Genomic DNA, 12,149 nt, shown 5'->3' on the forward strand with positions numbered 1-12,149 from the left:
GGATTCGGGTTGCCCGGCTTGCCGAGTCAGCCTTTACAGGTCAGCCAGTGTCGACACCAGGATCGCCTTGATCGTGTGCATGCGGTTTTCCGCCTGCTCGAAGGCGATGCAGGCCGGCGACTCGAAGACGTCGTCGGTCACTTCGATACCGTTGGCCAGGTCCGGGTACTGTTCGGCGATCTGTTTGCCTACCTTGGTTTCGGAGTTGTGGAACGCCGGCAGGCAGTGCATGAACTTGGTCCGCGGGTTGCCGGTGGACTTCATCAGCTGTGCATTCACCTGATACGGCTTGAGCAGCTTGATGCGCTCACCCCAGGCTTCGATCGGCTCACCCATCGATACCCACACGTCGGTGTGCACGAAGTCCACACCCTTGACCGCGGCAACCGGGTCTTCGGTGAGGGTGATGCGTGCGCCGCTTTCCTCGGCGTACTTGTGGCAACGTTCGACCAGGTCGTCATGCGGCCACAGCGCCTTGGGCGCGGCGATGCGTACGTCCATGCCAAGCTTGGCGCCGATCAGCAGCAGCGAGTTGCCCATGTTGTTGCGGGCGTCGCCCAGGTAGGCGTAGCTGATGTCGTGCAGGGGCTTGTCGCTGTGCTCACGCATGGTCAGCACGTCGGCGATCATCTGGGTTGGGTGGTATTCGTCGGTCAGGCCGTTGAACACCGGAACGCCGGCGAACTTGGCCAGCTCTTCGACGATTTCCTGCTTGAAGCCCCGGTACTCGATGGCGTCGTACATGCGCCCGAGCACGCGGGCAGTGTCCTTCATGCTTTCCTTGTGGCCGATCTGCGAGGAGGTCGGGTCGATGTAGGTGACATTGGCGCCCTGGTCATAGGCGGCCACTTCGAAGGCGCAGCGGGTACGGGTAGAGGTTTTTTCGAAGATCAGCGCGATGTTGTTGCCCTTCAGGTGCTGCTGCTCGGTGCCGGTGTACTTGGCACGCTTGAGGTCGCGGGACAGGTCCAGCAGGTAGCGCAGCTCACGGGTGGTGTGGTGTTCCAGGCTGAGCAGGTTGCGGTTGTGAATATTGAACGCCATGACTTTTCTCCTTGAGTTTGGTGAACGCACCGGCCGCCGCTTTATGAGGGCGGCCGGGGGTAATGGTCGTTAGTAGTCGATCGGGTCGCGCACGATCGGGCAGGTCATGCAGTGGCCGCCACCCCGGCCCCGGCCCAGTTCGCCGGCACTGATGGTGATGACCTCGATCCCGGCTTTGCGTAGCAGGGTATTGGTGTAGGTGTTGCGGTCGTAGCCAATGACCACGCCCGGTTCCATGGCCACCACGTTGTTGCCGTCATCCCACTGTTCGCGCTCGGCGGCAAAGCTGTTGCCACCGGTTTCGACCACGCGCAGCTTGACCCCAAGCTGCTCGCCCACCACCTCGATGAACGACTTGTTCTCGCGGCGCACGTCCATGCCGTAAGGCTTGCTTTCGTCCGGGCGGATGATGAACGGCACGATCTCTTTCACCACTTCCGGGAAGACCGTGACCAGGTCGCGGTCGCAGAAGCTGAACACGGTGTCCAGGTGCATGGCAGCACGGGATTTTGGCAGGCCGGCGACGATGACTTTTTCCACCGCGCCCTTGGCGAACAGGTTTTGCGCCAACTGGCCGATGGCCTGGCGCGAGGTGCGCTCGCCCATGCCGATCAGCACGATGCCTTTGCCGATCGGCATCACGTCACCGCCTTCGAGGGTAGCGTTGCCGTGGTCCTTGTCCGGGTCGCCGTACCACACCTGGAAGTCGGCGCCGGTGAACTCCTTGTGGAACTTGTAGATGGCGGTGGTCAACAGGGTTTCCTGGCGGCGCGCCGGCCAGTACATCGGGTTGAGCGTGACGCCGCCATAGATCCAGCAGGTGGTGTCGCGGGTGAACTGGGTGTTGGGCAACGGTGGCAGGATGAAGCTGGAGTGGCCCAGGTAGTCGTTGTACATCTTGACCACGCTGGCGCCTTCGCTTTCCGGCAAGTCCTGGCCTGCCACGCCGCCGATCAGGAACTCGGCCAGATGGCGTGGCTCGAGGCCTTCGAGCCAGCTTCGCACTTCATTGGTCAGGCCGACACCGACGGTGTCGGAGGTGATCTTGCGATCGAGGATCCACTTCAGTGCTTCGGGTTGCTGGACGATGTCGGTCAGCAGGTTGTGCATCTCCAGCACATCCACGCCACGCTCGCGCATCTTGGTGACAAAGTCGAAATGGTCACGCTTGGCCTGGTCGACCCAGATCACGTCGTCGAACAGCAGCTCGTCACAGTTGCTCGGCGTCAGGCGCTTGTGCGCCAGGCCCGGCGAGCAAACCATCACTTTGCGCAGTTTGCCGGCTTCGGAGTGGACACCGTACTTCTGTTTTTCAGCGGACATGATTTCATTCCTCCAGTTGAACGAAGACGTGGGTCAAAGGGTCAGGAAGCCGTCGTACAGGCCAAAGGCTGCCACCAGGGCACCGATGACCACGGCTGCGAAGATCAGTTTTTCCACGTTGGTGAAGACAGGTTGGCCAACCTCACGCTTGGCCTTGGCGAACAGGATCGCGCCAGGTGCGTAGAGCAGGGCCGAGAGCAGCAGGTATTTCACGCCACCGGCGTACAGCAGCCAGACGGCGTACAACAGGGCGATACCACCGATCACCAGGTCCTTCTGCCGTTCGGCCAGGGCCTGCTCGTAGGTTTCGCTACGCAGAGCCAGCAGGAAGGCATAGGCGGCCGACCACAGGTAGGGCACCAGGATCATCGAGGTGGCCAGGTAGATCAGCGACAGGTAGGTACTGCTGGAAAACAGCGTGATCACCAGGAAGATCTGCACCATGGCGTTGGTCAGCCACAGGGCGTTGGCCGGTACCTGGTTGGCATTCTCGCGGCGCAGGAACTCCGGCATGGTATGGTCCTTGGCGGCGGCGAACATGATCTCGGCGCACAGCAGCACCCACGACAGCAGGGCCCCGAGCAGCGAGATGATCAGGCCGACGCTGATCAGTACCGCGCCCCAGTGGCCGACCACATGCTCCAGTACGGCAGCCATCGACGGGTTCTGCAGCTTGGCCAGTTCTGGTTGGGTCATGATGCCCAGCGACAGCACGTTGACCAGCACCAGGAACAGCAGCACGGTGACGAAGCCGATGACCGTGGCCTTGCCCACGTCAGAGCGTTTTTCCGCCCGCGACGAGAAGATGCTCGCACCCTCGATGCCGATGAACACCCACACGGTGACCAGCATCATGTTGCGCACCTGGTTCATCACGCTGCCCAGCTCTGGCGTACCTACCGCCCAGATGTCGGCGGTGAAGATGTCGAGCTTGAAGGCGAACAGGCAGATCAGGGCGAACAGCAGCAGCGGCACCACCTTGGCCACGGTGGTGACCAGGTTGATGAATGCTGCTTCCTTGATGCCGCGCAGCACCAGGAAATGCACGGCCCACAGCAGCACTGATGCGCCGATGATGGCGGCCGGGGTGTTGCCTTCGCCGAAGATCGGGAAGAAGTAGCCCAGGGTACTGAACAGCAGCACGAAGTAGCCGACGTTGCCCAGCCAGGCACTGATCCAGTAGCCCCAGGCCGAGGAGAAGCCCATGTAGTCGCCAAAACCGGCCTTGGCGTAGGCATACACCCCGCCATCCAGGTCAGGCTTGCGGTTGGCCAGGGTCTGGAACACGAACGCCAGGGTCAGCATGCCGACCGCGGTGATCGCCCAGCCGATCAGTACAGCGCCAACCCCTGCGCTGGCAGCCATGTTTTGCGGCAGCGAGAAGATACCGCCACCAATCATCGAACCGACGACAAGTGCAACTAACGCGCCGAGCTTTAGTTTTCCGGATGAATCAGACATTTAACAACTCCTGCCAGGAGAAAGTTGACGACAGAGTAAATCCGACGCCGCTGCCATTCGCTGACTTGGGTCAGTTCATGGCGACGTGAAGTAGGAAAATTCCTTCACGAAGCTCCTGGAGAGTGCCGACAACTTATGCTGCAGGCCTTGCATGCTGGCACCTCCATGTCCATCTAGAGCAAACGCTCTGTTCAGCCTGCGATGCTTGACGCTAGCCGTTTTTGCCGCTTTCGCAAATTTTTCACAAGAATTTCGAGTTTTATCGGATTCTTTTCTAGTTGCTCCGGAGCTGCTAGGGAAACTCCGAACAAGTTGCTCATCAGTCGGAAATGTGCGGTTTAGGGATGCCGAAAAGCCCGCTTTTCAGTCGCTGATTATTGGATAACCAAGGCAAAGCCTTGGTTATCTGGACTCACGGGCGCACCTCTCCCGCAGCAGGCAATAATTGCCGGCGCACCATCCACAGATTCGACAGGGCAAACAGCGTGGTCAGTTGCGCCGTGTTCTTGGCCAAGCCGCGAAAACGAGTCTTTACATAGCCGAACTGGCGTTTGATCACCCGGAACGGGTGCTCCACCTTCGCACGCACTTGCGCCTTGGCCTTTTCGATCTTGCGCTTGGCTTGGTAGAGCACGCTGCGTTTGTTCAAGTGTTTGTAGGTGCTGCGGCGGGCAGCGACCTGCCATATCACCTGCCGTCCCTCGTGTTCTGGCCGCTTTTCCACGCCTGTGTAACCCGCATCCGCACACACGACATTCTCTTCGCCATGCAATAGCTGAGCGACCTCCGTCACGTCAGCTACGTTCGCGGCGGTGCCATGAACGTGATGCACCAGACCCGATTCAGCATCCGCGCCGATGTGGGCCTTCATGCCGAAATAGTACTGGTTGCCCTTCTTCGTTTGATGCATTTCAGGATCGCGCTTGCCTTCCTTGTTCTTGGTCGAACTGGGCGCGTGGATGATGGTAGCGTCGACAATGGTGCCCTGGCGCAACGACAGGCCCTTGTCTTGCAGGTAATTGTTGATGGTTTCCAGAATGCCGACTGCCAACTGATGCTTCTCCAGCAGGTGCCGGAAGTTCATGATCGTCGTGTCTTCGGGGATCGGAGCGCTGAGCGTCAGACGAGCGAACTGGCGCATCGAAGTGATCTCGTACAGCGCCTCTTCCATGGCGGGATCGCTCAAAGAGAACCAATTCTGCAGCAGGTGAATGCGCAGCATGGTTTCCAGAGGATAAGGCTTGCGGCCACCGCCAGCCTTTGGGTAGTGAGGCTCGATCAACGCCACCAGTCCACTCCACGGAACCACCTGTTCCATCTCGGCCAGGAAACGCTCGCGACGGGTTTGCTTGCGCTTGCCGGCGTACTCGAAATCGGAAAAGCTCATCTGACTCATGGGATGGCGGACTTGTAGAAGGCAGTTGGACGGAGGGCTATTTCAGCACAGGTCAGATGGCCTGTGCTGACTTGATCGGAGAATCCCTAGTTTTTACTCAAAAGCTGGCATAGACAAAGCAGTTATTAGTGCTATAGCTTCATTGGTCAGGATCATTATAAGTAGCAACACTTATATGGACCGCATGGCTGTTTCAAGCCCGTGACAGTGCGCAAAAAAAAAGGAAGGCTCATGAGCGAACCGGGACAGAAGCTGCGCCTGGGCGCGCTGATCGCGTTGGTGGTCGGCTCGATGATTGGAGGCGGGATCTTCTCGTTGCCGCAGAACATGGCGGCGCGTGCCGATGTGGGGGCTGTGCTGATCGGTTGGGGTATCACCGCAGTCGGCATGTTGGCCCTGGCTTTCGTATTCCAGACCCTGGCCAACCGCAAACCGGAGCTGGACTCGGGAGTGTACGCGTACGCCAAGGCCGGCTTTGGCGAGTACATGGGTTTTTCCTCGGCCTGGGGCTACTGGATCAGTGCCTGGCTGGGCAACGTCGGCTACTTCGTGCTGCTGTTCAGCACCCTGGGTTTCTACTTCCCGGTATTCGGCGAGGGCAACACGCCAATCGCCATCGGTTGCGCCTCGCTGCTGCTCTGGGCGGTGCATTTCCTGGTGCTGCGCGGCATCAAGGAAGCGGCGTTCATCAACCAGGTGACTACCGTCGCCAAGGTGGTACCGTTGCTGATTTTCGTGGTGATCGCGGCGTTCGCCTTCCGCGCCGATATTTTCACACGTGACATCTGGGGCCTGAGCAACCCGCAGTTCGGCAGCGTGCTGGAGCAGGTGCGTAACATGATGCTGGTCACCGTGTTCGTGTTCATCGGCATCGAGGGCGCCAGTGTGTATTCCGGGCGCGCCCAGCGCCGCTCGGATGTGGGCAAGGCTACGGTGATCGGTTTTCTGGGAGTGCTGGCGCTGCTGGTGCTGGTCAACGTGCTGTCACTCGGGGTGATGACCCAGCCGCAACTGGCCGGGCTGCAGAACCCGTCACTGGCTTCGGTGCTGGAGCATATCGTCGGGCCATGGGGCGCCTTGCTGATCAGTATCGGCCTGGCGGTTTCGCTGCTTGGCGCGCTGCTGTCGTGGGCGTTGCTGTGTGCCGAGATCCTCTACGCCACGGCGCGGGACAAGACCATGCCGGGTTTCCTGGCCAAGGAAAACGCCAACCATGTACCGGCCAACGCCCTGTGGCTGACCAACTGCATGATCCAGGGCTTCCTGCTGATCACGCTGTTTTCCGCCGGTACCTATACCAGCCTGATCTACCTGGCCTCGTCGATGATTCTTGTGCCCTACCTGTGGTCGGCGGCCTACGCCGTGCTGTTGGCGGTACGTGCAGAAACCTACGACGAGCAGCCGGCCCTGCGCCGCAAGGACCTGCTGGTGGCGCTGGTTGCCCTGGTATATGCCGTGTGGCTGTTGTACGCCGGCGGGCTGAAGTACCTGCTGCTGTCGGCGCTGCTGTACGCCCCGGGCGTGATCCTGTTCGCCAGGGCCAAGCATGAGCAGGGTAAAACCTTGTTCACCACTTGGGAAAAGCTGATTTTCGCTGCCGTGCTGGCAGGTGCCGCGCTGGCGGCCTATGCCCTGTACTCAGGGCTGCTGAGCTTGTGACGCGGCAGGGCAGGGGGCGTGCTCGGGGCGGGACCAGATCCACAGGTTGCCCAGGGTCATGCCGGCAATGGCCAGGAACACCGGCCAGCGGTGTTCCAGGAACGTCAGCATCAGGCCCGCGCACAGCAGCATGCTGAGGGTCGCGCTGACCTTGGCCCGGCGCTGGATCACCTTGCCATTGCGCCAGTTGTGCAGGATCGGCCCGAACAACCGGTGGTTTTCCAGCCAGGCAGACAGGCGCGGCGAACTGCGTGTGGCCGCCCAGGCAGCCAGCAGGATGAATTCGGTGGTCGGCAGGCCGGGAATGACGATCGCGACCAGGCCCACGCCCAGGCTCACGTAAGCCAAGGTCGCATACAGCAGGCGGGCGAGTTTCGAACGGGCGGGTCGGGTCATGGTCTCACTGCATGGAAGCGGTTCGGCCACCGGTAGGGTGGCCGGGGTATGGCGTGTCAAACCAGCGCGGCATCTGCAGCATAGGCATGCTTGAGCAGCTTGGTGAAGCGCTCGAAGGCAGCAACTGCGCCGCGTTCGGCAGCGGCTTCCTCTTCGGCCGACAGGGCCAGGCCATCAAGAATGCGGGTGAACTGTTTCCAGCCTTCGGCACGGCCACCGGCCGGTTCGCCCAGGTGTCGGGCACCGAAGCTGTCGGACAGTTCCAGGGCCACGGCACGCTTGATCAGAAACGCAGCGCCCAGTTTGGAGCCTTCGGAGACGAAGATCCAGCCCATTGCCTCGCCCAGGCTCGGGTTGCGCAGGGCGCCCGGCACGGCTGGTGGTACTTCGGTGTCAAGGTCGGCGAGGTCCAGGCGGGCCTGTTCGGCACGGCAGCGCTCGGCCAGGTCGGGGATGATGGCGATCAGTTGCGGGTCGTTGTACAGGGCCTGCAGCTCGGCCTGGAACAGGTACTGGGCGACCACGAAGCGGGCGAAGCTTTCGCGGCTGTCGAAGGGCGCGTGGGCTTTGACCAGGGCGTCCAGTTCGGCGTGGGGGGCGTGGGTGATCTGGTTGAGGCGCTGGGAGCGCAGGGCTGGGCGTTCGGTCATGGGGCAGTCCTTGGAAAAGGGGCGTCTAGAGACAAGACGAAATAGCGGGGGTGGGACAGTAAAAAAAGCGGGTATTTGTGCTGGTAGTGCTGGCCTCTTCGCGGGTTTACCCGCGAAGAGGCCGGCACTGACGAAACAAACCTGTCAGCGATAATCCAGGTCAGATATCCCAAACCACATTGATGCCGAAGTTGCGCCCCGGCATGGTCAGGCGGTCGATGTTGGCCGGCTGAGTCACGGCCGCTTCACCCTGGCCGTCGTAGCTGCGTACCGAATCCCACTGCCAGTACTTCTTGTCGGTGAGGTTGTACAGGCCGGCGTTGATGGTCACGTCGTCGGTGACCTTGTAGTAACCGGTCAGGTCCAGCACCCCGTAGCCCGGGGTGCGGAACTTGGAGCTCGAGCCGTCGGGCGAGTAGAAGGTGCTGTCGTCGACGCGGGTCTTGCGCTTGACCAATGTCCAGCTCAGCAGGCCGCCGTAGTGTTGTTGTTCGTAACCCAGGCCGAACACGCCCTTGAGCGGGTTGACGCTGTTCAGTGGCTCGCCGGTGTCATCGTTGCGGCCATAGGTGTAGGCGATCGAGCCCTGGGTATACAGGCCCTGCGGCGCACCGAAGTGGTCCAGGTTCAGGCGGCCCTTGACCTCGGTACCTTTGATGGTGGCGTGCTTGATGTTGTTGGCCTTGAAGGTCTGCTCCAGGTTGGCGCTTTGTACGGCATCTTCGTCGATGAAGTCGCGGTACTTGTTGTAGAACACCGCCACGTCGAAATTACCGGCGTCGAAGTTGCCACGCAGACCGGTTTCATAGCTTTTGCTCTTTTCGGGTTCGAGACCCGGGTTGCCTTCGACGCGGTAGCCTTGCTCGATGTTCTGAAACTTCCCGTACATGGATTTGGCAGTCGGGGTGCGGAAACCTTCGGCGTACTGGCCATACCAGGTGTAGTTGTCGTTGAAGGCGTAGGTCAGGCCGAATTTGGGCGAGACGCGGTGCCACTTCTTGTCCGAGTCGTTCTGGGAGGTTGGTGCGGTACCGCTGGACTCCAGGCCACGCAGGAATTCCTCGGTGAACCTGGGCTCCATGCGCGTGTAGTCGTAACGAGCACCAGGCATGAAGGTCCAGTTGTTCCAGCGGATTTCATCCTGCACGAACAGGCTGTAGGTGTTCACGGTCGGGTCCGGGAAGTCGCTGACCAGGGCCTGGCCGTCTGCCGGGCGCTCGGCGCCAGCGGCAGAACAGCCTGAACCAACGGCCAGGCAGGTACCGGTGCCGCTGCGGGAACCGGTGACCTTCTCGTGCTTGAGGGTGGTGCCGTACGTCAACAGGTGGTCGGTGGCGCCGAGGCTGAAGGCCTTGTCCAGCTGGGCGTCGAATACCCACTGGCGGTCCTTGTACAGGGTGTCTCGGGTACGCAGTACCTGACGGCCAGGCGGTGCGTAGACTTCCTCGGTGTGCTGGTCGGTCTTGGCGATCTGGTAGTTCAGGCTCCACTTCACATGGTCGGCGACCAGCGAATCCAGGCCGAACTCATGGTTGATGCCAAGGCGTTCGCGGGTGACGGTGTCGTTGCCGTTACGCGCCTTGTAGTAACCTGGGGCACCAAAGCCAGGAATGAAAGGCCCGCCCACCGCACTGAGGATGTTCTGGTCGCGATCATCCTTGTAGCGCTCGTAGGTGAAGCCCAGGCGCGCTTCGTCGGCGTAGTTCCAGCCCAGCTTGGCCAGCACGTTTGTGGTGCGCACGTCCATCGGGTTGGCTTCGGTACGCGCCAGGCCGTCACCGCTGTGGCCGCCGTGGGTCTCGGTTTCGTGACCGTTGCGCTGGCTCAGGTGCAACAGGCCGTCGAAGTCGCCCTGGCGGCCGGCGACGGTGGCCGAGGTCAGCCAGCTTTCGTCGGCCGAGCTGTAGCCGGTTTTCAGGCGGGCACCGGCGTCCTTGCCAGGCTTGATGATGTCGTCCGGGTCGAGGGTGAAGTAGCTCACCGCCCCGCCGATGGCGTTGCTGCCATACAGCACCGAGGCCGGGCCGCGGAGGATTTCCACACGCTTGACGATCTCCGGGTCAACGTAGTTGCGCTGGGTCTGGGCGTAGGGGCCGAAGAAGAAGCTGTCGGGGATCGACACGCCGTCCACCTGGGTGAGGATGCGCTCGCCATCGATACCACGGATGTTGTAGCCGTTCAGGCCGCTGCGCTGGCCGGTGCCGGCTACCGACACACCTGGTTCGTAGCGCACCAGGTCCTGGATGTTGTTCACGTTCTGCCGGTCCAGTTGCTCGCGGGTCTGCACGCTGACGGTGCTCGGCACCTGGCTGACGTCCTGGGCGCTGCGGGTGGCGCTGACGGTCACCTGCTGCAGGGCAATCACATTGGCGCTGGCCTGGCGTTCGAGCACCACATTGCCGTTGCTGATCTTGCGAAAGCCCAGGCCGGTGCCGTGCAGCAGGCGCTTGAGCGCGGCTTCCGGCGGTAGCGAACCCTGCACCCCTGGTGATGCCACGCCGTCGGCCAGTTCGGCGCTGAAGCCGACCTGCCAGCCGGTGACCTGGCTGAAAGCATTGATGGCCGAAACCAGCGGCTGCTGGCCGATGCTGAAGCGGTAGTCGCCCATGCGCGGGCTGCTGGCCTGTGCCGGTTCGGCGGCCAGTGCCGGCAGGCTGATGGCGCCGCTGGCGAGCAGGGCGAGGTTCAGTAGGGAAAGGCTCAGGAGGGACAGTTGCCCTCCATGGCGAGGAAGGTTGGAGGGGCGGGTAGGACCTGTGGACATCGGAAGCGCTCCCTGACGCGCGGACTGTTATAGGTGATGGCTGTCCTCGCTTTCAAACGAGAATCAGTTGCATTGGCTATAACGAGACGGGCGGGGTAGCGTGACTGCGTAAAAATAAATTCAGGGGGCCATGATCATGTGCTGCCTGCACGGGCCTCATCGCCGGCAAGCCAGCTCTCATAGAACAACACATGACTCATTGGTTCGGCGAGGTTCTGTAGGAGCAGCCTTGTGCTGCGAAGAGGCCGGTACTGACAAAGCCTGTCTGTTGCTTGTACCGGCCTCTTCGCAGCACAAGGCTGCTCCTACAAAGGCCGCGTCAGACGAGCGATATTTGTTCTCTGCGCGACAGCGCAGCCCAAAAGGGCTGGGTAATCTCCCACAGGGACATCGCATTGCTTGAGGCCAATGCGGTCGGGGTGGGAGCTGGCTTGCCGGCGATGAGGCCGAGACAGGCAAAAGATCAGTTCAGGATAACCAACGCCGGGTACTCATGCAGCTGTGCCGCGGTGATGTGGGCCAGCGCACGCAGGGTTTCCAGCGGTTGGTCAAGGCGGTAGTTGCCGGTGACCGCCATGTCTTCCAGCTGCGCATTGCGGTTGATGATCCAGCCCGGGTAGTAGCGCTGCACCTCGGCCAGCACCTGGCTCAGCGGGCAGTTCTCGAACACCAGGCGGCCGTCGACCCAGGCCAGGTCCTTGTGCATGTCGGGGCGTTGGCGCTGGCCGAACCCCTGGGGGCCGACGCTGATGCTGTCGCCGGCGCTCAGGCGGATGCGCTGGTCGCGGGCCCCCTGCAGGTCGACATCGCCGCGCTGCACCCGCACCTGTGCCTCGCCGTCGAGGTAGCGCACGGCAAAGTCGGTGTCGCGCACCTGAGCGCGCAACGGCCCGGCCTGCACTTCCAGTGGCAGCAGCGCGCCCTCGGGGACTTGAAAATAGGCCTCACCCTGCAGCAGGCGGGCGACCTGGAGACCATCACGCTGCTCGCTGGCAAATGCCGAATTGGTGTTGAGCAGCACTTTCGCCCCGTCTTCCAGCTGCAGGCGCTGGCGTTCTCCCACCACTGTCAGGTGGTCGGCCTGCAGGCGCATGGGCAGGTTGCCGAGGGTGAACAGCCCGACCAGCAGCAGCGCTGCCGTGGCCAGGGGTTTCCAGTGGCTGCGCAGGCGCCCGCGCCACGAGCGGCGCTGTTGCCGATGCATCTGCACGGCCACCTGGTGCAGCGGTGCGCCGTTCCACAATGCTTCTGCCTCGACATAGGCCTCGGCATTTTCCGGCGCTGCGCTCAGCCAGGCTTCGAAGGCCTGGGTGTCCTCGGCGTCGGCGCATTGCAGGCGTACCAGCCAGTCCAGCGCCTCGTCCATGGCACGAGCACGGGCGCTGGGCCCGGCGGGTGACGGGCGAGGGGCAGGGCTGTCGGTCACGGTGAATCCTTGAATGGTTTTTTTCGAATG

The 12,149-nt window shown here is 61.9% G+C and carries 9 protein-coding genes; 1 reads left to right on the top strand and 8 read right to left on the bottom strand.

The features are described 5' to 3' along the window. Nucleotides 1–33: 33 nt before the first annotated feature. From M1D87_RS05180 to M1D87_RS05195, 4 genes are all read right to left on the bottom strand, one after another. A complete protein-coding gene (locus M1D87_RS05180) occupies nucleotides 34–1,044 on the bottom strand; it encodes an ornithine carbamoyltransferase (RefSeq protein ID WP_013971112.1) in 1,011 nt (336 codons plus the stop codon). Between the two features lie 69 nt (nucleotides 1,045–1,113). Next, complete coding sequence (arcA, locus tag M1D87_RS05185; protein ID WP_003257954.1) at nucleotides 1,114–2,367, bottom strand: arginine deiminase; 1,254 nt, start codon at nucleotides 2,365–2,367, stop codon at nucleotides 1,114–1,116. Between the two features lie 33 nt (nucleotides 2,368–2,400). Continuing rightward, nucleotides 2,401–3,828 (bottom strand): arginine-ornithine antiporter, encoded by a 1,428-nt coding sequence (gene arcD / locus M1D87_RS05190; protein WP_024086357.1) that lies wholly within the window; start codon nucleotides 3,826–3,828, stop codon nucleotides 2,401–2,403. 412 nt (nucleotides 3,829–4,240) lie between these two features. Further along, nucleotides 4,241–5,224, bottom strand: a complete 984-nt coding sequence (locus M1D87_RS05195) for an IS5-like element IS2000 family transposase (RefSeq protein ID WP_123085883.1) — start codon at nucleotides 5,222–5,224, stop codon at nucleotides 4,241–4,243. Between the two features lie 231 nt (nucleotides 5,225–5,455). Here M1D87_RS05195 and arcD (M1D87_RS05200) point away from each other — a divergent pair, with 231 nt between their 5' ends. Further along, complete coding sequence (gene arcD, locus M1D87_RS05200) at nucleotides 5,456–6,883, top strand: arginine-ornithine antiporter (protein WP_123083867.1); 1,428 nt, start codon at nucleotides 5,456–5,458, stop codon at nucleotides 6,881–6,883. On the opposite strand, the gene M1D87_RS05205 is transcribed toward arcD (M1D87_RS05200), so the two are convergent. From M1D87_RS05205 to M1D87_RS05220, 4 genes are all read right to left on the bottom strand, one after another. After that, a complete protein-coding gene (locus tag M1D87_RS05205) occupies nucleotides 6,863–7,279 on the bottom strand; it encodes a YbaN family protein (protein ID WP_123083868.1) in 417 nt (138 codons plus the stop codon). The two genes, arcD (M1D87_RS05200) and M1D87_RS05205, sit on opposite strands and share 21 nt — an antisense overlap. 56 nt (nucleotides 7,280–7,335) lie before the next feature. Continuing rightward, nucleotides 7,336–7,929, bottom strand: a complete 594-nt coding sequence (locus M1D87_RS05210) for a biliverdin-producing heme oxygenase (RefSeq protein WP_123083869.1) — start codon at nucleotides 7,927–7,929, stop codon at nucleotides 7,336–7,338. Between the two features lie 160 nt (nucleotides 7,930–8,089). Then, a complete protein-coding gene (locus M1D87_RS05215; RefSeq protein WP_123083870.1) occupies nucleotides 8,090–10,693 on the bottom strand; it encodes a TonB-dependent receptor in 2,604 nt (867 codons plus the stop codon). A gap of 463 nt (nucleotides 10,694–11,156) precedes the next feature. After that, nucleotides 11,157–12,119, bottom strand: coding sequence for a FecR family protein (locus tag M1D87_RS05220; protein ID WP_123083872.1), 963 nt, complete (start codon nucleotides 12,117–12,119; stop codon nucleotides 11,157–11,159). Nucleotides 12,120–12,149: the final 30 nt, after the last annotated feature.

Source organism: Pseudomonas sp. SA233 (genome assembly GCF_054792385.1).

Excerpts from the sequence above, each read along its gene's own strand:
- M1D87_RS05180 (WP_013971112.1), bottom strand. The coding sequence starts at position 1,044 with ATGGCGTTCAATATTCACAACCGCAACCTGCTCAGCCTGGAACACCAC.
- arcA (WP_003257954.1), bottom strand. The coding sequence starts at position 2,367 with ATGTCCGCTGAAAAACAGAAGTACGGTGTCCACTCCGAAGCCGGCAAA.
- arcD (WP_024086357.1), bottom strand. The coding sequence starts at position 3,828 with ATGTCTGATTCATCCGGAAAACTAAAGCTCGGCGCGTTAGTTGCACTT.
- M1D87_RS05195 (WP_123085883.1), bottom strand. The coding sequence starts at position 5,224 with ATGAGTCAGATGAGCTTTTCCGATTTCGAGTACGCCGGCAAGCGCAAG.
- arcD (WP_123083867.1), top strand. The coding sequence starts at position 5,456 with ATGAGCGAACCGGGACAGAAGCTGCGCCTGGGCGCGCTGATCGCGTTG.
- M1D87_RS05205 (WP_123083868.1), bottom strand. The coding sequence starts at position 7,279 with ATGACCCGACCCGCCCGTTCGAAACTCGCCCGCCTGCTGTATGCGACC.
- M1D87_RS05210 (WP_123083869.1), bottom strand. The coding sequence starts at position 7,929 with ATGACCGAACGCCCAGCCCTGCGCTCCCAGCGCCTCAACCAGATCACC.
- M1D87_RS05215 (WP_123083870.1), bottom strand. The coding sequence starts at position 10,693 with ATGTCCACAGGTCCTACCCGCCCCTCCAACCTTCCTCGCCATGGAGGG.